Annotated in this window: 20 protein-coding genes; 15 read left to right on the plus strand and 5 right to left on the minus strand. The window is 42.0% G+C overall.

Annotation, left to right across the window (positions count from 1 at the left end):
- Nucleotides 1-168: 168 nt before the first annotated feature.
- The 3 genes from pyk to ELZ61_RS05650 all read left to right on the plus strand — a co-directional run bounded on the left by pyk (nucleotide 169) and on the right by ELZ61_RS05650 (nucleotide 3,296).
- Nucleotides 169-1,608: a pyruvate kinase gene (gene pyk, locus ELZ61_RS05640; protein WP_103853093.1), complete on the plus strand. Its 1,440-nt coding sequence runs from the start codon at nucleotides 169-171 to the stop codon at nucleotides 1,606-1,608.
- 160 nt (nucleotides 1,609-1,768) lie between these two features.
- Nucleotides 1,769-2,431 (plus strand): NAD(P)H-dependent oxidoreductase, encoded by a 663-nt coding sequence (locus ELZ61_RS05645; RefSeq protein WP_126372078.1) that lies wholly within the window; start codon nucleotides 1,769-1,771, stop codon nucleotides 2,429-2,431.
- Nucleotides 2,432-2,645: 214 nt separating this feature from the next.
- Nucleotides 2,646-3,296, plus strand: a complete 651-nt coding sequence (locus ELZ61_RS05650) for an IS1595-like element ISHpa1 family transposase (protein ID WP_126372080.1) — start codon at nucleotides 2,646-2,648, stop codon at nucleotides 3,294-3,296.
- Nucleotides 3,297-3,318: 22 nt separating this feature from the next.
- Here the strand turns inward: ELZ61_RS05650 and ELZ61_RS05655 are convergent, their stop codons facing one another.
- Entirely contained in the window at nucleotides 3,319-3,576 is a 258-nt protein-coding gene (locus ELZ61_RS05655; RefSeq protein ID WP_126372081.1) for a DinI-like family protein, read from the minus strand.
- A gap of 81 nt (nucleotides 3,577-3,657) precedes the next feature.
- Nucleotides 3,658-4,092 carry a LexA family protein gene (locus tag ELZ61_RS05660; RefSeq protein WP_422386266.1) on the minus strand — a complete coding sequence of 145 codons (435 nt, stop codon included), beginning with the start codon at nucleotides 4,090-4,092 and terminating at the stop codon, nucleotides 3,658-3,660.
- Nucleotides 4,093-4,437: 345 nt separating this feature from the next.
- On the opposite strand from ELZ61_RS05660, the gene sstT reads away from it, so the two are divergent.
- From sstT to ELZ61_RS05690, 6 genes are all read left to right on the plus strand, one after another.
- Complete coding sequence (gene sstT, locus ELZ61_RS05665; protein ID WP_126372085.1) at nucleotides 4,438-5,682, plus strand: serine/threonine transporter SstT; 1,245 nt, start codon at nucleotides 4,438-4,440, stop codon at nucleotides 5,680-5,682.
- 67 nt (nucleotides 5,683-5,749) lie between these two features.
- Nucleotides 5,750-7,195, plus strand: a complete 1,446-nt coding sequence (gene modF / locus ELZ61_RS05670) for a molybdate ABC transporter ATP-binding protein ModF (protein WP_126372086.1) — start codon at nucleotides 5,750-5,752, stop codon at nucleotides 7,193-7,195.
- A gap of 45 nt (nucleotides 7,196-7,240) precedes the next feature.
- The gene (locus ELZ61_RS05675) at nucleotides 7,241-8,161 is read left to right on the plus strand and encodes an SPFH domain-containing protein (protein ID WP_103852710.1); all 921 of its coding nucleotides are present in this window, start codon (nucleotides 7,241-7,243) and stop codon (nucleotides 8,159-8,161) included.
- Nucleotides 8,162-8,217: 56 nt separating this feature from the next.
- Nucleotides 8,218-8,667: an NfeD family protein gene (locus ELZ61_RS05680; protein WP_126372088.1), complete on the plus strand. Its 450-nt coding sequence runs from the start codon at nucleotides 8,218-8,220 to the stop codon at nucleotides 8,665-8,667.
- 4 nt (nucleotides 8,668-8,671) lie between these two features.
- The gene (locus ELZ61_RS05685; protein WP_126372090.1) at nucleotides 8,672-9,304 is read left to right on the plus strand and encodes an NAD(P)H-dependent oxidoreductase; all 633 of its coding nucleotides are present in this window, start codon (nucleotides 8,672-8,674) and stop codon (nucleotides 9,302-9,304) included.
- Nucleotides 9,304-9,873 carry a TorD/DmsD family molecular chaperone gene (locus tag ELZ61_RS05690; RefSeq protein ID WP_126372092.1) on the plus strand — a complete coding sequence of 190 codons (570 nt, stop codon included), beginning with the start codon at nucleotides 9,304-9,306 and terminating at the stop codon, nucleotides 9,871-9,873. Before ELZ61_RS05685 ends, ELZ61_RS05690 begins: the two co-directional genes overlap by 1 nt.
- 85 nt (nucleotides 9,874-9,958) lie before the next feature.
- Here ELZ61_RS05690 and ELZ61_RS05695 read toward each other — a convergent pair whose 3' ends face one another.
- A complete protein-coding gene (locus ELZ61_RS05695) occupies nucleotides 9,959-10,894 on the minus strand; it encodes a Kdo(2)-lipid IV(A) acyltransferase (RefSeq protein WP_126372094.1) in 936 nt (311 codons plus the stop codon).
- A gap of 132 nt (nucleotides 10,895-11,026) precedes the next feature.
- Between ELZ61_RS05695 and hldE the strand changes: the two genes are divergently transcribed.
- The 3 genes from hldE (at nucleotide 11,027) to ELZ61_RS05710 (ending at nucleotide 13,997) form a co-directional block, all read left to right on the plus strand.
- A complete protein-coding gene (gene hldE / locus ELZ61_RS05700; protein WP_126372096.1) occupies nucleotides 11,027-12,454 on the plus strand; it encodes a bifunctional D-glycero-beta-D-manno-heptose-7-phosphate kinase/D-glycero-beta-D-manno-heptose 1-phosphate adenylyltransferase HldE in 1,428 nt (475 codons plus the stop codon).
- Nucleotides 12,455-12,689: 235 nt separating this feature from the next.
- On the plus strand, nucleotides 12,690-13,028 hold the full coding sequence (locus ELZ61_RS05705; protein ID WP_103852704.1) for a YegP family protein: 339 nt from the start codon (nucleotides 12,690-12,692) through the stop codon (nucleotides 13,026-13,028).
- A gap of 138 nt (nucleotides 13,029-13,166) precedes the next feature.
- Nucleotides 13,167-13,997 (plus strand): DUF5718 family protein, encoded by an 831-nt coding sequence (locus ELZ61_RS05710; RefSeq protein WP_126372098.1) that lies wholly within the window; start codon nucleotides 13,167-13,169, stop codon nucleotides 13,995-13,997.
- A 53-nt stretch (nucleotides 13,998-14,050) separates the two neighbouring features.
- Here the strand turns inward: ELZ61_RS05710 and birA are convergent, their stop codons facing one another.
- Nucleotides 14,051-14,980: a bifunctional biotin--[acetyl-CoA-carboxylase] ligase/biotin operon repressor BirA gene (gene birA, locus ELZ61_RS05715; protein ID WP_126372100.1), complete on the minus strand. Its 930-nt coding sequence runs from the start codon at nucleotides 14,978-14,980 to the stop codon at nucleotides 14,051-14,053.
- A 182-nt stretch (nucleotides 14,981-15,162) separates the two neighbouring features.
- Between birA and guaB the strand changes: the two genes are divergently transcribed.
- From guaB to guaA, 3 genes are all read left to right on the plus strand, one after another.
- On the plus strand, nucleotides 15,163-16,626 hold the full coding sequence (gene guaB, locus ELZ61_RS05720) for an IMP dehydrogenase (RefSeq protein ID WP_126372102.1): 1,464 nt from the start codon (nucleotides 15,163-15,165) through the stop codon (nucleotides 16,624-16,626).
- Between the two features lie 89 nt (nucleotides 16,627-16,715).
- A complete protein-coding gene (locus tag ELZ61_RS05725; protein WP_126372104.1) occupies nucleotides 16,716-17,003 on the plus strand; it encodes a hypothetical protein in 288 nt (95 codons plus the stop codon).
- Between the two features lie 30 nt (nucleotides 17,004-17,033).
- A complete protein-coding gene (gene guaA / locus ELZ61_RS05730; RefSeq protein ID WP_126372106.1) occupies nucleotides 17,034-18,593 on the plus strand; it encodes a glutamine-hydrolyzing GMP synthase in 1,560 nt (519 codons plus the stop codon).
- Between the two features lie 178 nt (nucleotides 18,594-18,771).
- On the opposite strand, the gene ettA is transcribed toward guaA, so the two are convergent.
- Complete coding sequence (gene ettA, locus ELZ61_RS05735) at nucleotides 18,772-20,442, minus strand: energy-dependent translational throttle protein EttA (RefSeq protein ID WP_126372108.1); 1,671 nt, start codon at nucleotides 20,440-20,442, stop codon at nucleotides 18,772-18,774.
- Nucleotides 20,443-20,512: the final 70 nt, after the last annotated feature.

Raw genomic sequence — 20,512 nt, forward strand, 5'->3', positions numbered from 1 at the left:
TAAGACAAGCGTGTTTTGCATATCAAATAATTAATTGACATAAATTTAATCAATGGCTTAGCGTTTTTTGCTGTTTTTTTCGTGTGGGCGATCTCGATCTCGTCCTGTTTTAGGCGTATAATAGCCCGCAATTTTTAGTTTGTATTTTGAAGAACAATGGAGTAAGTAATGTCTAGAAGACTAAGAAGAACCAAAATTGTATGTACTATGGGACCTTCTACAGACCGTGGTAATAATTTAGAAAAAATTATTGCGGCGGGCGCAAATGTAGTGAGAATGAACTTCTCTCACGGTACGCCTGAGGATCACATTGGGCGTGCGCAACGTGTGCGTGAAATTGCACAAAAATTAGGTAAAACCGTGGCAATTTTAGGGGATCTACAAGGGCCTAAAATCCGTGTTTCAACCTTTAAAGATGGCAAAATTTTCTTAAATGTTGGTGATAAATTTGTTTTAGACGCAGAATTACCAAAAGGTGAAGGTGATCAAGAGTCTGTAGGTTTAGATTATAAAACCTTACCGCAAGACGTTGTTCCAGGTGATATTTTATTATTAGATGATGGTCGTGTTCAGTTAAAAGTATTATCTACTGAAGGCGCGAAAGTATTCACTGAGGTGACAGTTGGCGGCCCTCTTTCAAATAACAAAGGGATTAACAAATTAGGTGGTGGTTTATCTGCAGATGCCTTAACTGAAAAAGATAAAGCTGACATTATCACCGCAGCGCGTATTGGTGTGGATTACTTAGCGGTGTCTTTCCCACGTTCAAGCGCAGATTTGAATTACGCTCGTCAATTAGCGGAAGAAGCAGGTCTTAAAGCGAAAATTGTCGCAAAAGTAGAACGTGCTGAAACCGTAATGAGTGATGAAGCAATGGACGATATTATTCTTGCTTCTGATGTGATTATGGTAGCGCGTGGCGATTTAGGGGTTGAAATTGGCGATCCTGAATTAGTGGGCGTGCAGAAAAAATTAATCCGCCGTTCACGTCAATTAAATCGTGTGGTGATCACCGCAACGCAAATGATGGAATCAATGATCAGCAACCCAATGCCAACGCGTGCGGAAGTAATGGACGTAGCAAATGCGGTATTGGACGGTACAGATGCAGTAATGCTTTCAGCGGAAACTGCTGCGGGTCAATACCCAGCTGAAACAGTGGCTGCAATGGCGAAAGTATGTTTAGGCGCAGAAAAAATGCCTAGCGTAAATGTTTCACGCCACCGTGTTGATCGCACTTTTGAAACGATTGAAGAAGCAGTTGCGATGTCAGCGATGTTCGCAGCAAACCATATGAAAGGGGTTGCGGCAATTATTGCAATGACAAACAGCGGTCATACAGCGAAATTAATGTCGCGTATTAGCTCTGGCTTACCAATTTTCGCATTATCACGTCATCAAGAAACCTTGAATCTTTGTGCGTTATATCGTGGTGTTGTGCCAGTTCATTTCGATCAAGAAAGCCGTACAATCGAAGGCTTAAAAGCTGCGATTCAATTGTTGAAAGATAAAGGGTATTTAGTAACAGGTGATCTTGTATTATTAACTCAAGGTGATCTTTTAACTTCTGGCGGAACAAACACTTGCCGCACATTAGTGGTTGAATAATCTGATTTTTAACCAAAACTAGGTTTGAAAAAGAAAAGTTACCCACAAAATGGGTAACTTTTTTATTTGACGCCTATCAACTTTAGTCGGAATAACATTTCCTTATTTTTCCTACTGATTGTTATAATGACGAAGTTTAATTTGATCGGGAGAAAGCATAATGAGCGTATTTAGCAAAGACCAAGTATTAGACAGATTTCGTTTTCGTGCCGCAACGCGTTATTACGATCCAAACAAAAAAGTGAGCCGTGAAGATTTTGATTATATTTTAGAGCTTGCACGTTTATCGCCAAGTTCTGTAGGCTCAGAGCCTTGGCACTTTGTGGTAATTCAAAACCCCGAATTGCGTGAAAAATTGAAACCAGTGGGCTGGGGAATGGCAACGCAACTTGATGACGCGAGTTATGTAGTAGCGCTTTTAGCCAAGAAAAATGCCCGTTATGATTCAGACTATTTTCATAACGCTTTGGTTAAGCGTGGATTAACCGCAGAACAAATGGAAAAAGCAAAAGAAAAATACCGCACTTTTCAGCAAAATGATATGAAAGTGCTAGAAAGTGAGCGTGCATTATTTGATTGGACAAGCAAGCAAACCTACATTGCCCTAGCAAATATGATGACTGGCGCGGCATTTATTGGCGTGGATAGCTGTCCAATTGAGGGCTTTAACTATGAAGCAGTAAATCAAATTTTAGCAGAAGCATGTGCGTTTGACCCAGCGGAGTGGGGCGTTTCTGTGATGGTAACCTTTGGTTATCGCGCAAAAGAGATTAAAGCCAAATCAAGAAAACCGATGGAAGAATTGGTCACTTGGATTGAATAAATTTTAAAAAAAACCACCGCACTTTATTTTCTCAACCTTGCTAGCTAGATAAATGCTAGGTGTTAATGAAATAGAAAAACTGAAGTGCGGTTGTTTTTTCGTGAATTTTCGCATTATGAATCCAAATGAAGATTAGCTTCTATCTTGTTTTATCAATTTATTAGGGGCTGTCCTAGATAACAACTAAAAAATCTATTTAGGTTAGAATGAACCAATGAGAAAAAGTCGTCTAAGTCAGCACAAACAAAATAAACTCATTGAGCTATTTGTTGCAGGTGTTACTGCAAGGACAGCAGCAGAGGTAGTCAATGTAAACAAAACGACTGCCGCAGATTACTTTCATCGTTTACGCCAACTCATCTATCAAAACAGCCTTCACTTAGAGATGTTTGAAGGTGAAATTGAAGCCGATGAAAGTTATTTTGGCGGTGCTCGCAAAGGCAAACGTGGTCGTGGTGCGGCAGGGAAAATTGCGGTATTCGGGCTTCTCAAGCGCAATGGCAAGGTTTATACCGTTGCGGTTCCAAATACGCAATCTGCCACCTTGTTACCCATTATTCGGGAGCAGGTAAAGCCTGATAGTATTGTTTACACCGATAATTATCGTAGTTATGACGTGCTTGATGTGAGTGAATTTAGTCATTTTCGTATCAATCACAGCACACATTTTGCTGAAAATCATAACCACATTAACGGAATTGAGAATTTTTGGAGCCAAGCAAAACGCCATTTACGCAAATTTAATGGTATCCCAAAAGCGCATTTTGAGCTTTATTTAAAGGAATGTGAATGGCGTTTTAATTACAGCAACATAAAAAGTCAAATTTCTATTTTAAAACAATTGGTTAAAGGGAGTTTAGTCTAGTTATCTAGGACAGCCCCATTTATTAATCCACCTCAACTAACGAGCTGTCGTTCCACAGTTCTTCTAAATATTCCATCAGGCGTTCTTTCTCGTCTTTGTTTTTAATCCCTGTTACATCTACGCCAGCTGCACTGGAAAAACGGATACGAATATGAATATCATCAAATTTTTCTGCGATCTTTCTAGGTAAAACCTCTTGTAGTTTGGCGATAATTTTTAATTGATATTCTTGGCGTTTTTTGTCGCTTTCTTTCATAAAACGGATGTCTAACTGTTTCATTATGTTCTCCTTGTTTTCTTGATTATTTATTCTGTTCAGCAAAAATGAGAAAATTTGCACCGCACTTTTATTTTTAGGGGGTTAAGCGGCAAATCGCATTTGCTTTTTAGGCTTCATTTGATGAATGGTATTGGTGATGACTCCAATAATTGGTAACGCAGACCACTTTTCACATTTGATGCTTTGCATTTTTGCGTCTAGCGGTAGAAAGATAAATTCTTTACCGTCATAGGCAGCAAACTCATATACGCAGAATTGGTGATTTTGTTCCATTACAACTAAATCACCAATACTAAGATGATCGCTTTGTTCCACCACAAGCATATCGCCCATTTCAATTCCCCACGCCAACATATTTGGATTGGTTACCTGAACAAAACAGGTTTTTTGTGGGCGTTTAATACAATATAGGTTTAAATCAAGTTTTCGATTAAAGGTTGAGTTGAAAGACTCACTATCCGTTAAAAATGGCATTGGCTGATAGGAAAATGGGGTTTGTTCGTTGAGGTAATTCATCATAATGCTCCGCTAATCATCAATTCACTGGTTGTTTATACAGTGAAGATAATACTGGTGTTTTATACAGTTCGTCAATACTGTATAAAAACTTTTTTTCACTTTTTTGTATGGCTAAGGCAAATCAAGGGAAGAAAGAAGAAAATAATGTGTTTTATCTAATTTAGAGGGAAATATTTCTATATTTATGCAAATAATATGCGTTAATTTACGATTTTATATTTTCTTTAGCACAAAATTAGGCTATCTTTACACTCGCTATGGGGGATCTAATTTTAGATCTGAATATCAACAATCTTCTGAAGTCATTGATCTTCAGTTTTAAACACAACATTGTAAATAATTATGAACACATCTCGTTTATATTCTCTGTTTTTTCACGGAAGTTTAGTGAAAAGAATTTCTATTGGTTTAGTGCTAGGTTTGCTACTTGCGATTATTGCGCCAAGCTTGCAATCTGTACTCGGTTTCAACCTTGCTGAAAAAGCGGGTTTTTTAGGTAAAGTGTTTGTGCGCTCATTGCGTGCCGTTGCGCCAATTCTTGTATTCTTATTGGTAATTTCAGCCATTGCGAATAAAAAAATTGGTACGCAAAGTAATATGAAAGCGGTGGTGGTTTTATATTTGTTAGGCACGTTCCTTGCAGCATTAACTGCGGTGTTATTTAGCTTTGCTTTTCCAACCGAAATCGCACTACAAACACAAGAAAATTCTTTATCGCCACCAAGCGAAGTTTCTCAAGTATTAGGCACATTAGTGTTAAATGTGGTGGACAACCCAATCAACGCGTTATTTAATGCCAACTTTATCGGTATCCTTTCTTGGGCAATCGGTTTAGGTGTTGTATTGCGCCACGCTTCAGATACCACTAAAAATGTGATGAATGATCTTTCTGAAGGGGTTTCAAAAATCGTTCACTTCATCATTAGCTTTGCGCCAATCGGGGTGTTTGGTTTAGTGGCAGAAACCCTTGCGGATAAAGGCTTGGGCGCATTACTTGATTATGTGCGTTTATTATGCGTATTAATCGGTGCGATGCTATTTACTGCGTTCGTAGTAAACCCAATTTTAGTGTACTGGAAAACACGCCGTAACCCATATCCATTAATTTGGACTTGTGTACGCGAAAGTGGTTTAACGGCTTTCTTCACGCGTAGCTCGGCGGCAAATATTCCTGTAAATATGGAATTAGCAAAACGCTTAAACTTAAATGAAGATACCTATTCTGTATCTATTCCGTTAGGTGCAAGTATTAATATGGCGGGTGCAGCAATTACCATCACTGTATTAACCTTAGCGGCAGTGCATACGTTAGGCGTGGAAGTTTCATTCCCAACAGCATTATTATTAAGTGTGGTAGCGAGCGTATGTGCTTGTGGTGCTTCTGGTGTGGCTGGTGGTTCATTATTATTAATTCCATTAGCTTGTAGCTTATTCGGTATTTCAAATGACATTGCTGCGCAAGTAATGGGTGTGGGCTTTATCATTGGGGTATTACAAGATTCTGCAGAAACCGCGTTAAACTCATCAACTGACGTGGTGTTTACCGCAGCGGTGTGTATTTCTGAAGAAGAAGCGCAAAAAAGCTAATCTTTACTCAAGATAAAAAAGAAAAAAGAGCGGATGAAAATTTCCGCTTTTTTTATAGGTAGCTAATATGATTAAGATCGAAAATGCAACATTCCAACTTGCTCATTATCAACGCTTAAAAATTGATGAATTATCCATTCAACCCAATGATTATTGGGGTGTGGTGGGTAGCAATGGCAGTGGCAAAACCGCACTCGCCTTGGCACTGGAAGGCAAATTGCCTTTATTGGAAGGCACAATGGAAAATCATTTCCAAACTATTTGTTCCCTTTCTTTTGAAAAACAACAGAAAATTGTTAGTGAAACCTTTAAAGATCGCAATAATGATGGCGTCAGCCCTGATGATTTCGGCAAAACGTCCAAGCAGACTATTTTGGCTGAACAGGGCAATCTAGCGTTATTTGAAGAATATATTTCTCTGTTAAAAATCACCGCACTTTTAGATCGTCCTTTTATCCAGCTATCCACAGGGGAAAGCCGTAAAGTATTGTTGTGCCAAGCCTTAGTGCAACAGCCTGATTTGCTAATTTTAGATGAGCCTTTTGAAGGGCTGGATCAGCAATCTGTCAAAGAATGGAAAGCATTGCTCGCTCAGTTACAACAAAAAATGGCGATTTTGCTGATCTTAAATCGTTTTGAAGATATTCCTGATGAAGCCAATCATCTCGCTCTGCTGGAACATCAAGAGGTTATTTTGCAAGGAGAACGCCAAACTATTGAGCAACAAAGTCTTTATCAACAACTTTGCTATGCAGAATCCGCCCAGCATATCCCCTTGCCTGAACGTGCTGTCCCTGAGATAAAACTCGATGAAAATCAACCGCTCTTTGAATTAGAACAGGTTACCATTCAATATGGCGAGAAAAAAATTCTTGATAAACTTGATTGGCGAGTTAAGCGTGGCGAAAACTGGTGGATCAAAGGCCCAAATGGTGCAGGAAAATCCACCTTGCTTTCGGTGATTAGTGGTGATCACCCGCAATCTTACGCCAATAAAGTGCGTTTATTTGGCAATCAACGCGGTTCGGGCGAAACGATTTGGCAAATCAAACAAAAAATCGGTTATGTCAGCAGCCAACTACATATGGATTATCGCGTGAATTGCTCCGCGCGAGATATGATCCTATCGGGCTTTTTTGACAGCATTGGCGTTTATCAAAAAGTGCCAGATGCCTTGCATATTAAAACGATGGAATGGCTTGCCCGCCTGAATTTAACCGCGCAAGCTAATCAGCCGTTTAAATCCTTGTCTTGGGGACAACAGCGTTTATTGCTGATCACTCGTGCAATGGTAAAACATCCGCCTGTATTGATCTTAGATGAACCCTTGCAAGGGCTAGACGGCGTGAATCGTAAACTGGTTAAAGGCTTTATTGATCAACTGGTGATGAACAGCGAAACGCAATTACTTTTTGTTTCCCACCAAGATCAAGACGCGCCAAGTTGTATCACCCATTTATTTGAATTTGTCAATGAAAATGGGCATTATCGCTATGTACAAAAGGCTATTTAATTTGTTAGACTTCAATCAGTTATCCCCCATTTTAAGGAGAGAAAAATGGAATTGTTAGACGGTTTTCCTGTTGCTGTGGTCGTCTTTGTTATCTTTGTGATTGTTGTGCTGTTTTCCACTTTGAAAACCGTACCGCAAGGCTATCATTGGACGATTGAACGCTTTGGACGCTACACCCGCACCCTCACCCCTGGACTAAATTTTGTTGTACCCTTTGTGGATCGTGTAGGGCGCAAAATTAATATGATGGAACAGGTGTTAGATATTCCTTCACAAGAAGTGATCTCAAAAGATAATGCCAATGTATCCATTGATGCCGTATGTTTCGTGCAAGTGATCGATGCGCGCCGTGCCGCTTATGAAGTAAACCATTTAGAGCAAGCGATCATCAATTTAACGATGACCAATATTCGTACTGTGCTAGGCTCAATGGAATTGGACGAAATGCTTTCACAGCGTGATAATATCAACGGACGTTTGTTATCCATTGTGGACGAAGCCACCAACCCTTGGGGCATTAAGGTAACGCGTATTGAGATCCGCGATGTGCGTCCACCACACGAATTAATCGCCGCAATGAATGCACAAATGAAAGCAGAACGTAATAAACGTGCTGAAATTTTAGAAGCAGAAGGGATTCGCCAAGCGGAAATCTTGCGCGCAGAAGGGGAAAAACAATCCCGTATTCTCAAAGCGGAAGGGGAACGTGCGGAAGCCTTTTTACAAGCGGAAGCCCGTGAGCGTGCCGCCGAAGCAGAAGCCAAAGCCACCCAAATGGTGTCGGAAGCTATTGCAGGCGGAAACACCAAAGCCATCAATTACTTTATCGCACAAAAATATACCGAAGCGTTAAAAGAAATTGGTGGTGCGAATAATAGTAAAGTGGTGTTAATGCCACTTGAAGCAGGCAATTTAATTGGTTCAGTAGCAGGCATTGCCGAGCTATTAAAAGGTGAAAAGCAATAATTTACCTATCAATATCAGGGGCATTGCCCCTTTAAATATAAACTAAGGGGATAAGTATGGAATGGCTCGCAACTTGGTCAGTGTGGCACTGGCTTATTTTAGGCTTTGGCTTATTAATTGCCGAAATTCTCATTCCGGGGGTATTTTTGCTCTGGTGGGGCTTGGCAGCCATTATTATCGCAGGCCTAATGGCATTATTTGTCACCTTATCCTTAACCTTTTTAGTGATTGGCTATGCCATTTTAGCCATTATTTTAAGTTTTTCTTGGTGGAAATACCAACACGGCAAAGATCTCCAAGATCAATCGCACACTTCATTAAACCAACGAGATCACGCAATGCTCGGCACAAAAGGCATTGTGCAAGAAATCAATGAAAACGGCATTGGGCGTGGTCATTTTGGCGACACCACTTGGCGGATCCAAGGCAAGCATTTGCAGGTTGGCGATGCCATTGAAGTGTATAACGTGGAAGGAATCACCTTGTTTGTTAAGAAAGTAGAATAGTACAATGAAACATTTAATTATTTTTGCTCACCCAAATGGGCAGGGCAGTTTTAATCACAGCGTATTAGAAGCGGTTGTTCGCAGTAGCCAAGAGCTTAATGTGGAAACTCAAGTGCGGGATTTATATCAGCTCGATTTTGACCCTGTGATTTCTTGGGCGGAATTGCAAGGGGCAAATCAAGGCATTACTCCTGCAGAAATTCGCGAAGAACATCGGCTCATTCGTGAGGCGGATTTGATCACTCTCGTTTATCCCCTATGGTGGATGGGTTTTCCTGCAATTTTGAAAGGCTATTTAGATCGCGTACTGAGCCACGGCTTTGCGTATAAAACAGAAGACGGACAATCTGTCGGCTTATTACAAGGCAAAAAAATGCAACAATTTATCACCCTCGGCAGCAATGTCGAAAAATATCAACAGCTCGGCATTGATAAATCCTTGCGTGATTGCTTGGTGGACGGCTTATTTAATTTTTGTGGCATTACTGATATTCAGCATAGATTTTTTGGCGATATTCATATTATTGATGATAAGGCACGCCAACAAATGCTTGAAGACGTAGCGCAAATTACTTCGCAAAATTTGACCGCACTTTTATCCGCAAAAGAAATCTCAAACAGCAAGGAAAATCCATAATGAGCAACGAAAACAGCCTGAACCATTTTTCTCTCATTAGCCGCTTATTCGGCAATCTGTTTTACCGCTCACCGCAAGATGCCACCTTGCAAAATGTCTTTGCTTGGTTGCAACAAAAGCCACTCAATGGACTATGGCCTTTGGAAACGGATAAACAAAGCGAACAAGCCCTTGAAGCTTTACAAATGAAGATTGATTTAGCCTTATTAGATCAAGAATATCAGCGTTTATTTGCTGGCAAAAAAGCACTCGTGCCAATGAATATTGAAGCCTATGATCTTAAATCCGAAGATTTCATCGCTTTCCGTCAAGAGCGTGGAATGCCCGAATTAGAACAAAGTGCGGTGGATTTTCCGCTTGTTTTTCTCACCGCGTCTTGGATTGAAGATAACCTTGATTCCGTTGAAGCGCAACAAACCTTATTTGCGGAATTTCTACTGCCTTGCGCCACAAAATTCTTAAACGCCGTGGAAACGCAAGCCAATCTCCCTTTCTACCGCTCACTCGCCATTCTCTCACGAGAAATCCTTTCCTCAATGGCTGATGAGTTGGAAGAAACCGTTCTTTAGGGATAAAAATTTCTGAAAAACCACCGCACTTTGATGAGCAATGCCTATGAAAAAGGGTGAAAACATTATTTCACCCTTTTATTTTCTAATCATACAAACTTGGATCACTTTCATTTGGACGGGTTTTGAAACGCCGATGCAGCCACATATATTGTTCCACGCCTTGCAAGATTTCTTGTTCAACCACTTGATTCATTCGAGTGGCAATGTCAATTTCGGTATTGAGATCAGAAAAATCTACGGGCGCAGACACTTTTACGGTGTAGCCTGAGCCGTCCGCGTTGCGTAATGGCGCAAAAGGAATCACTTTGCTATTTGGGGAAGATTTCAATAAATAATAACTGCCCGTTGTGGTGGAAGCATCTTTCACCGCGAAGAAAGGCACAAAAACAGCATTTTTCCGCCCGTAATCGTGATCGGGCGCATACCAAATAATTTCACCATGGCGTAAAGCTTTGATCATATTGCGCAAATCTTTGCGATCAAGCATATCTTTGTTAGAGCGTAGCCTTCCCCAAGTTTGCAGCCAATCCATTAGTGGATTATCGTTTGGGCGATAAACCCCAATGCCGGGGGTGTAAAGCCCTAAAATTCTTCCCCCTAGCTCAAGGGTAAGAAAATGCACGCCCGTTAGAATCACGCCGTCTTTTTGGTAGGTTTTTAGGTATTCAATGCCTTCCACCTTCGACCATTTTTTAATCCGTTTATCCGACCAAAACCACGCCATTCCCGTTTCAATAATCGCCATTCCGGTGGCTTTCACATTCTCTTGCGCAATTTTATCAATTTGCTGTTCGCTATAATCAGGGAAACAAAGAGTAAGATTTCGCTTAGCGATTTTCATTCGCCGCTTGCCAACGCTTAACTTAGAAAATAGCCAGCCTAATCCATTCCCTATCTTTAACAAAAGGGGATACGGTAAGAAAAGAATGAGCCGCCAAATGGCTAAACCAATCCAAAATCCCCAATATTTTGGGGCGAGAAATGCACGTTGAAATCTTGGAAGTGATGAATTTGCCATAACTAAAAGAGAGCTGTTCGTTAAAATTGGTTTAATCAAAGCGGTAGTTTAGCGGAAATTTTAGTAAATAGCATTTATCCTATGGTAAAATCTGCAAAAATTTGTCATTTAATAGAAAAGAATGAGGTCAAAATGGCGCAATATTCTACTCAATTTCAGCAAGCCAAAGTGCTTGTTCTTGGCGATGTGATGTTAGATCGCTACTGGTTTGGTGCGACAAATCGCATCTCCCCTGAAGCACCAGTGCCAGTGGTACGCGTGCAAGAAAATGAAGAACGTGCCGGCGGGGCGGCAAATGTAGCGATGAATATTGCCTCGCTTAATGTGCCTGTTCAGTTACTTGGCTTAACAGGGCAAGACGAAGCGGGCACAGCGCTTTCAACAATGTTGGAAAAGCAAAACATTGATTGCAATTTTGTGCAATTAGCCAGCCACCCAACCATCACCAAATTACGCATACTTTCTCGCCATCAGCAATTATTACGCCTTGATTTTGAAGAAGATTTTCATAATGTAGAAAGCGATTTATTATTAGAGAAATTACAAAGTGCGGTGCAAAATTTCGGCGCTTTGATCCTTTCTGATTATGGCAAAGGCACACTTAATCAAGTGCAAGCAATGATCCAAATTGCCCGTCAAGCCAACGTGCCAGTGCTAATTGATCCAAAAGGCACGGATTTTGAACGCTACCGCGGCGCAACCTTATTAACCCCAAATATGTCAGAATTTGAAGCAGTGGTGGGCAAATGCCATAGCGAAGATGACATTGTGGAAAAAGGCTTAAAATTAATCCGTGATATTGAATTAAGTGCTTTATTGGTTACCCGTTCTGAAAAAGGAATGACTCTACTCCGCCCAGATCAACCGCCGTTCCACTTGCCAACAGAAGCGAAAGAAGTCTTCGATGTAACCGGTGCTGGCGATACCGTTATCAGTGTCTTGGCAACGGCATTGGCAGATGGCCGCAGCTTTGAAGAATCCTGCTATTTAGCCAATGTTGCTGCAGGCATTGTGGTGGGAAAATTAGGGACTTCTACGGTGTCGAACGTAGAATTAGAAAACGCCATTCACGGACGTACAACCACTGGCTTTGGCGTGATGAACGAACAACAACTTAAAGAAGCGGTGGTGCAAGCCAAGCAGCGCGGTGAAAAAATCGTAATGACCAACGGCGTGTTTGACATTATTCACCCCGGCCACGTTTCTTATTTAGATAATGCACGCAAACTTGGCGATCGATTGATTGTGGCAGTAAACAGCGATGCCTCAGTGAAACGCTTAAAAGGCGAAAGCCGCCCAATCAACCCACTAGAAGCCAGAATGGCTGTACTCGCCGGGCTTGCCGCAGTGGATTGGGTAGTGGAATTTAGCGAGGACACCCCACAACGTTTAATCAGCGAAGTGCTGCCTGATCTGTTAGTCAAAGGCGGTGATTACAAACCAGAAGAAATCGCAGGCGGAAAAGAGGTTATCGCCAACGGTGGCGAAGTCAAAGTACTAAATTTCGAAAACGGCTTTTCAAGCAGTAATGTGATTAATAAAATTCGTAGTTTGAAGTAATACAGCTAAATAGGATGAGATATAGGATAAAAGTTCTGCTTTTTAATTTTATATTCCTAGCGCTTTATAGGATATAAACTTGAATTTGTTTCTCTTTCTCTTAGTTTTAGTAATATGGTCTAGTTAGTTGAATTAAGGTCATTAAAGCACTCTAATAAAATCCATTGAAAAAACAGAAAAAAAGCTTATGATGAACTAGTGGAATATCCCACGATTCATTAAGAAGGAAAATAGTATGGCTTTAGGCTGGTATGAATTGAAAAAAGCAAGTGATGGTCAATTTATGTTTAACCTTTATGCGGCGAACTCGCAAATTATCTTGACCAGTGAATTGTATAAAACCAAAGCATCTGCGCTAAATGGCATTGAATCTGTGCAAAAAAATGGTAGCGATGAGGCGAATTTTGAGTTCCGCGTGGCGAAAAATGAGAAACCTTATTTCGTATTGAAAGCAAAAAATCATCAAGAAATCGGACGCAGCCAATATTATGCTTCTCAAGAAGGGGCAAAAAATGGGGTGAAATCAGTAATGAACAACGCGCCAACAACGCAAATCAAAGATTTAACTGCCTAATTTAAAAGATAAAAGCGAGAGTTTCTCGCTTTTCTTTTATCAACATTATAGATTATTTAATCCCCGAAATTTCCCCTTGAAAATTCCTTATAACCTTGTAGGATTTGGATATGTCATCAAGATAAAAGGAGCAAGAAAATGACAAAAAACCTTATCGGCCTAGGCGTGGCAGGCAATTTTGCAGGGCATTTGGAACAAGCGGGTGAGGCGAAAGATTTTGCCCAAGTGAAAACGACAGAAACCCATCAACCCAAAGCAATTTTTCCTTTTTATGTGCCTGCAGAAAACTTAGGCGAGTATGACTTTTTGGCGGTCAATCCGTTAAGTGCCGAATATATTCGTTTTCCGCAAGCGGGAGCAGATAATTTGCAGATTGAGCCTGAAATTGCCCTGTTGTGTGAAGTGCAATATTCTGGCGAAAAAGTTACCGCACTTTTGCCTTACGCCTTTGCGGCTTATAACGATTGTTCAATCCGCCGCCCTAATGCCAATAAAATTTGTGAAAAGAAAAACTGGGGTTCGGAAACTAAGGGCTTGGCGGCGACAACCATTCCGCTCACGTCCTTTGATTTAGGCAGTGAAATTGATGATTATCGCATTGCTTGCTTTCATAAACGTGATGGCAAGATGAATGCTTATGGCGTGGATAGCCCAGCTTTAGGATATAGCTATTTCCATCAAAAATTGCTTGATTGGATTGTGGGACAAATGAATAATCAGCCTGATTTCGGCCCGATGAATCATATCGCTGATTTGTTGAAAAAAGCCCATTATCCAACCCAAGCGATCATTAGCATTGGTGCAACACGCTATACAGAATTTGGTACGAGCCATTTTCTGCAACCTGACGATGTGAGCATTGTGGTGGTGTATAACGGCAAGAAATATTCAGCTCAACAAATTGAGCAAATGGCAGCACAAGAACGTTTTGCAGAAGATATTTCAGCCCTTGTACAAAAGGTGATTTAGCTATATTTGAAGAATAAGGGGAAATATTCCCCTTTTCTTTAGCGTTTCGCTGTTTAGGCTCGCCGTAGCGACACTTCGCCGCCATTAAATCGCACAAGGCCTTGTTCCGTTTCTAATAACAGGTAGCCTTCGCTGTCTATGCCACGTTCAATGCCGTGTTGACTTGAATTTTCGCTGATCAAGCTCACGGGCTGATTAAGAAAAGCGTCCCATTCCGTCCAGCGTGAATGAAAAAATGCCATTCCTTTTTGTTCAAAGAGATCGAGATAATGATAAAGCCGCTGCACTAGCGCGATGATGATTTCATCGCGATCAAAGTGCGGTAGAATTTCTCGTAATTCTGCCCAAGGTTGATTAATATTGGCTTGTTTCGGCAAGGCAAGGTTAATGCCAATGCCAATAATCAAATTCAGCAAGCCATTCTTACGATTAGCAATTTCCACCAGCACGCCCGCCAGCTTTCGCCCTTGCAATAACACATCATTCGGCCATTTTAACCCGATTCTTTGCGCGCCAAAGGCTTGCAAGGTTTCTGCAATGGCAATGCCGATAACTAAACTCAGCCCATTCAGCGAAATATGCGGTGGAAATGTCCAGTAGGCGCTGAGAATAATCTGCCCTGTAAAAGGCGAAAGCCAATCACGTCCACGTCGCCCACGCCCTGCGTATTGATATTCCGCCAAGCACAGCTGCCCTTTTTCTAGCTGCGCAATCTGTTCCAATAAAAATTGATTTGTGGAATGAATCACAGGTTTGACCAGCACGGGATAAGGCGCAAGGCGTTGCTTTATTTTCTCCGCCGAAAGCAAGGGCAATTCTGGCTTAAGCCAGATTTCATCACTGTTCCGTTCAAACTTAATGCCCTGTTCGCTTAGCGCCTGAATATGAGCATTGATTTGCGTTTCATCACAATGTAAAAGTGCGGTCAAATTTTGGCGAGAATTTTTCTTGCCGTCTGCCAACAAGGTTAAAAGCTCAAACATTTCTTTTCCTTTTATGATTTTCCCTTTTTATAAATAGTCGCGAATTTTTTAAATACAAAAAATATTTGCGGTTTGCCATTCCCAAATCAGCATAAACTCTGTATAATCCCGCCGCAATATTTTTTACCCTTTTTTCATATTAACCTTAGGGATTTTCCCTTCTACAGAGAGAGAATATTGCTATGCTACGCGTATTAAAAGAAGCCCTCACGTTTGATGATGTCCTTCTCGTTCCAGCACATTCCACCGTGCTGCCAAACACTGCCGATTTATCCACGCAATTAACTAAAACCATTCGTTTAAATATCCCAATGCTTTCTGCCGCAATGGATACCGTTACCGAAGCGAAACTTGCCATTTCCCTTGCGCAAGAAGGCGGTATTGGGTTCATTCATAAAAATATGAGCATTGAACGCCAAGCGGATCGCGTGCGTAAAGTGAAAAAATTTGAAAGCGGCATTGTTTCCGATCCTATCACAGTTACCCCTGATTTAACTATTGGCGAGTTAGCGGAAATCGTGAAGAAAAATGGTTTTGCAAGCTTCCCTGTGGTGAGCAGCCAAGGCGCGTTAGAAGGCATTATCACAGGGCGCGATACGCGTTTTGTGAAAGATATGAATAAAACTGTTGCGGATCTGATGACGCCAAAAGATCGCTTAGTTACCGTAAAAGAAGGCGCATCTAGCCAAGAAATTTTCAGCTTAATGCACGCACACCGTGTAGAGAAAGTGCTCGTGGTGAATGATGATTTCAAATTAAAAGGAATGATCACCTTAAAAGACTTCCAAAAAACCGAACAAAAACCTAACGCGTGTAAAGATGAATTCGGTCGTTTACGCGTGGGTGCAGCAGTAGGCGCTGGCGCAGGTAATGAAGAGCGTATCGAAGCCCTTGTGCAAGCCGGCGTGGACGTGTTGTTAATTGACTCTTCCCACGGACATTCTGAAGGTGTGTTGCAGCGTGTGCGTGAAACCCGTGCGAAATATCCTGATTTGCCAATTATTGCAGGTAATGTGGCAACAGCAGAAGGCGCCATTGCCCTTGCTGATGCTGGGGCAAGTGCGGTGAAAATTGGTATCGGCCCTGGTTCAATTTGTACCACGCGAATTGTTACTGGCGTGGGTGTACCACAAATCACCGCCATTGCCGATGCGGCTGAAGCCTTAAAAGATCGCGGTATTCCTGTTATTGCTGACGGCGGTATCCGTTATTCCGGCGATATTGCCAAAGCGATTGCCGCTGGCGCAAGTTGCGTAATGGTAGGTTCAATGTTCGCAGGGACAGAAGAAGCACCGGGGGAAATCGAATTATTCCAAGGACGTGCCTTTAAATCTTACCGTGGAATGGGATCCTTAGGTGCAATGAGCAAAGGTTCGTCCGACCGCTATTTCCAAAGCGATAACGCCGCCGATAAACTGGTGCCAGAAGGCATTGAGGGACGCATTCCATATAAAGGCTATTTAAAAGAAATTATCCACCAACAAATGGGCGGCTTACGTTCTTGTATGGGCTTAACCGGCTGCGCCACCATTGAAGATCTGCGCACCAAAGCGCAATTCGTACGCATCAGTGGTGCCGGCATCAAAGAAAGCCACGTCCACGATGTTACCATTACGAAAGAAGCGCCGAATTATAGAATGGGCTAAATAAAAGTGCGGTCAATTTTTTGGAGGTTTTATAGATGAAATTTATTAGGATGTTAAGTTTAAGCACTCTACTATTAACAGGATGTGCAATGTTTTATCCTCAATACAGTGGAGAAAGTACAGCTGATTCTCAATTAAAATCTGATACTGAGCGAGCTTTAATTTTCCCATTTGTGCATTACTATAGTTGTTCTATAGGAAAGATAAAAATTCATACACAAATATTAAATGTTGAACAAGAGCCTAATAGTAATACATTAAAATTGGCTCAAGAATTATGGAAAGTAAATGCTTGCGGAAATCTTAAAGATATTTATATAGATTTCATCCCTGATGGACATGGTGGCACTTTTATAAAAAGTAGATTTACACCTTAAAAATATTATTAATTCTGAGAAAAATAAAAAATGAACAACATCCACAATCACAAAATTTTAATCTTAGACTTTGGTTCGCAATATACCCAACTTATCGCTCGCCGTGTGCGGGAAATTGGGGTGTATTGTGAGCTATGGGCTTGGGACGTAACGGAAGAACAAATCCGCGAATTTAATCCAACAGGGATTATTCTTTCTGGTGGGCCGGAAAGCACCACGGAAGAAAACAGCCCACGCGCGCCTGAATATGTGTTTAACGCGGGCGTGCCTGTGTTGGGCATTTGTTACGGAATGCAAACAATGGCAATGCAGCTTGGCGGTTTAACCGAAACTTCCGATCACCGCGAATTTGGCTATGCCTCTGTTTTGCTTGAAAATACCACCGCACTTTTCGCGGGCTTAGATGATGGTGATCACAAGTTAGATGTTTGGATGAGCCACGGCGATAAAGTTACCCAATTACCACCGCACTTTCAAATCACGGGAACAACGCCAACTTGCCCGATTGCAACGATGTCCGATGAAAACCGCCACTTCTATGGCGTACAATTTCACCCTGAAGTGACTCACACCAAAAGCGGCTTAGCCCTTTTAACCAATTTTGTGGTAAACATTTGTGGCTGTGAACGCAACTGGACACCAGAAAATATCATCGAAGATGCCGTGGCTCGCATTAAAGCGCAAGTGGGCGATGACGAAGTGATTTTAGGTTTGTCAGGCGGCGTGGACTCTTCCGTTACCGCTTTATTATTACACCGAGCTATCGGCAAAAATCTACACTGTGTTTTCGTGGACAACGGCTTATTACGCTTAAACGAAGCCGATCAAGTGATGGAAATGTTCGGCGATAAATTCGGCTTAAACATTATTCGAGTGGACGCCGAAGATCGTTTCTTAAACGCATTAAAAGGCATTTCAGATCCAGAAGCGAAACGCAAAATGATCGGTAAAGTGTTCGTTGATGTGTTTGATGACGAATCAAAAAAACTCAGCAGCGTCAAATGGTTAGCGCAAGGCACGATTTATCCTGATGTGATCGAGTCTGCCGCAAGCAAAACGGGCAAAGCACATGTGATCAAATCTCACCACAACGTGGGCGGATTGCCAGATTATATGAAACTGGGCTTGGTAGAGCCATTACGCGAATTGTTTAAAGATGAAGTGCGTAAAATCGGCTTAGCCCTCGGGCTTCCAGCAGAAATGCTCAATCGCCACCCATTCCCCGGCCCAGGCTTAGGCGTACGCGTGCTAGGCGAAGTGAAAAAAGAATACTGCGATTTACTCCGCCGTGCCGATGCTATCTTTATTGAAGAGCTTTACAATTCAGGCTGGTACTACAAAGTCAGTCAAGCCTTCACCGTATTCCTACCAGTAAAATCCGTAGGCGTAATGGGCGATGGACGTAAATACGACTGGGTTGTTTCCCTCCGTGCAGTAGAAACCATTGATTTTATGACCGCACATTGGGCGCACCTGCCTTATGACCTACTCGGCAAAATCTCCAACCGGATCATCAACGAAGTGGACGGCATCTCCCGCGTGGTTTATGACGTCAGCGGAAAACCACCTGCGACGATTGAGTGGGAGTAGGAGACACTGCTCAAAAGTATGCAAGGAAGATGTATATATGAGGTGGCTTGCTATATGTTTAAATTTGCAATTGGCAGCTACCTACAATTTTATATTGTATATAACAAAGTTTTTTATTAATGAAGAATTTTGATTTCAAAGAAAAAGGCGAAATCTCCATTTCGCCTTTTTAATACAATTATTTCGCAATCCGTTTGTATTTAATACGATGAGGTTGCACAGCATCAGCGCCGAAGGTTTTCTTTTTCCATTCTTCATAGTCTGAGAAGTTGCCTTCATAGAAGGTAACTTTGCCTTCATCGCCGTAATCCAAAATATGGGTCGCGATACGGTCTAAGAACCAGCGGTCGTGGGAAATCACCATCGCACAACCCGGGAATTCTAAGATCGCATTTTCTAAGGCGCGCAAGGTTTCTACGTCAAGATCGTTGGTTGGTTCGTCTAATAACAGCACGTTACCGCCTGCTTGCAATAGCTTAGCTAAATGTAAGCGTCCACGTTCCCCACCTGAAAGCTCACCAACGCGTTTTTGTTGATCGACACCTTTGAAGTTGAAGCGTCCCACATAAGCACGGCTTGGGATTTCAAAGTTGCCAATACGCAAAATATCTTGCCCATGTGAAACTTCTTCCCATACGGTTTTGCTGTCGTCCATTTCATCACGGAACTGATCCACAGAAGAAAGCACCACAGTATCACCAAGGGTGATGCTACCGTTATCTGGCTGCTCTTGCCCTGAAAGCATACGGAAAAGGGTGGATTTCCCTGCGCCGTTCGCCCCGATAATACCCACAATCGCACCTTTTGGAATGCTGAAAGATAAGTCATCAATCAAAGTGCGATCGCCATAGGATTTACTCAAATTGCTCACTTCGATTACTTTATCCCCTAAGCGTGGGCCAGGTGGAATAAATAACTCATTGGTTTCATTACGTTTTTGGTATTCACCGCTGTTTAACTCTTCAAAGCGAGCCATACGCGCCTTGCTTTTTGCTTGACGGCCTTTTGGATTCTGGCGAACCCATTCTAATTCTTTTTCAATGGATTTTTGGCGAGCAGATTCAGCCGCGGCTTCTTGGGCTAAGCGTTTTTCTTTTTGTTCTAGCCAAGAAGAATAGTTGCCCTCCCAAGGAATGCCTTCACCACGGTCAAGCTCTAAGATCCAGCCAGCTACATTATCTAGGAAGTAACGGTCGTGAGTGATGGCAACTACTGTGCCTTCATAATCGTGTAAGAAACGCTCTAACCAAGCCACGGATTCAGCATCTAAGTGGTTGGTTGGCTCATCTAATAAGAGCATATCTGGTTTTTCGAGCAATAAACGGCAAAGCGCCACACGGCGGCGTTCGCCCCCTGAAAGATGCTCGATTTTTGCGTCCCAATCTGGTAAACGCAAGGCATCAGCGGCACGCTCCAGTTGGTTATCCAAATTATGCCCGTCGTGTGCTTGAATAATGGCTTCTAGTTTTGCTTGTTCTGCGGCAAGTTTATCAAAATCCGCATCAGGATCGGCATAAAGCCCATAGACTTCATCTAAACGATTTAACGCGGTTTTCACTTCCGCCACGGCTTCTTCTACCGCTTCACGCACGGTTTGTTGTGGATCAAGTTTGGGTTCTTGTGGAAGATAACCGATTTTGATCCCTGGCTGTGGACGCGCTTCGCCTTCAAATTCTTTATCCACGCCTGCCATAATGCGCAACAGGGTAGATTTCCCCGCACCATTTAACCCCAGCACACCAATTTTTGCGCCTGGGAAAAAGCTCAAGGAAATATCTTTTAAAATATGACGTTTCGGCGGCACAACCTTACCGACACGGTGCATAGTATAAACAAATTGTGATGACATAAATTGTTCTCTTAGCTGTAAAAAGTGCGGGTTATTTTACTTGAGATTTTACCTTTTGGCGAATTGAAAG

Origin of the sequence: Avibacterium volantium (genome assembly GCF_900635775.1) — a bacterium.
Lineage (GTDB): Bacteria > Pseudomonadota > Gammaproteobacteria > Enterobacterales > Pasteurellaceae > Avibacterium > Avibacterium volantium.

Excerpts from the sequence above, each read along its gene's own strand:
- pyk (WP_103853093.1), top strand. The coding sequence starts at position 169 with ATGTCTAGAAGACTAAGAAGAACCAAAATTGTATGTACTATGGGACCT.
- ELZ61_RS05645 (WP_126372078.1), top strand. The coding sequence starts at position 1,769 with ATGAGCGTATTTAGCAAAGACCAAGTATTAGACAGATTTCGTTTTCGT.
- ELZ61_RS05650 (WP_126372080.1), top strand. The coding sequence starts at position 2,646 with ATGAGAAAAAGTCGTCTAAGTCAGCACAAACAAAATAAACTCATTGAG.
- ELZ61_RS05655 (WP_126372081.1), bottom strand. The coding sequence starts at position 3,576 with ATGAAACAGTTAGACATCCGTTTTATGAAAGAAAGCGACAAAAAACGC.
- ELZ61_RS05660 (WP_422386266.1), bottom strand. The coding sequence starts at position 4,092 with ATGAATTACCTCAACGAACAAACCCCATTTTCCTATCAGCCAATGCCA.
- sstT (WP_126372085.1), top strand. The coding sequence starts at position 4,438 with ATGAACACATCTCGTTTATATTCTCTGTTTTTTCACGGAAGTTTAGTG.
- modF (WP_126372086.1), top strand. The coding sequence starts at position 5,750 with ATGATTAAGATCGAAAATGCAACATTCCAACTTGCTCATTATCAACGC.
- ELZ61_RS05675 (WP_103852710.1), top strand. The coding sequence starts at position 7,241 with ATGGAATTGTTAGACGGTTTTCCTGTTGCTGTGGTCGTCTTTGTTATC.
- ELZ61_RS05680 (WP_126372088.1), top strand. The coding sequence starts at position 8,218 with ATGGAATGGCTCGCAACTTGGTCAGTGTGGCACTGGCTTATTTTAGGC.
- ELZ61_RS05685 (WP_126372090.1), top strand. The coding sequence starts at position 8,672 with ATGAAACATTTAATTATTTTTGCTCACCCAAATGGGCAGGGCAGTTTT.
- ELZ61_RS05690 (WP_126372092.1), top strand. The coding sequence starts at position 9,304 with ATGAGCAACGAAAACAGCCTGAACCATTTTTCTCTCATTAGCCGCTTA.
- ELZ61_RS05695 (WP_126372094.1), bottom strand. The coding sequence starts at position 10,894 with ATGGCAAATTCATCACTTCCAAGATTTCAACGTGCATTTCTCGCCCCA.
- hldE (WP_126372096.1), top strand. The coding sequence starts at position 11,027 with ATGGCGCAATATTCTACTCAATTTCAGCAAGCCAAAGTGCTTGTTCTT.
- ELZ61_RS05705 (WP_103852704.1), top strand. The coding sequence starts at position 12,690 with ATGGCTTTAGGCTGGTATGAATTGAAAAAAGCAAGTGATGGTCAATTT.
- ELZ61_RS05710 (WP_126372098.1), top strand. The coding sequence starts at position 13,167 with ATGACAAAAAACCTTATCGGCCTAGGCGTGGCAGGCAATTTTGCAGGG.
- birA (WP_126372100.1), bottom strand. The coding sequence starts at position 14,980 with ATGTTTGAGCTTTTAACCTTGTTGGCAGACGGCAAGAAAAATTCTCGC.
- guaB (WP_126372102.1), top strand. The coding sequence starts at position 15,163 with ATGCTACGCGTATTAAAAGAAGCCCTCACGTTTGATGATGTCCTTCTC.
- ELZ61_RS05725 (WP_126372104.1), top strand. The coding sequence starts at position 16,716 with ATGTTTTATCCTCAATACAGTGGAGAAAGTACAGCTGATTCTCAATTA.
- guaA (WP_126372106.1), top strand. The coding sequence starts at position 17,034 with ATGAACAACATCCACAATCACAAAATTTTAATCTTAGACTTTGGTTCG.
- ettA (WP_126372108.1), bottom strand. The coding sequence starts at position 20,442 with ATGTCATCACAATTTGTTTATACTATGCACCGTGTCGGTAAGGTTGTG.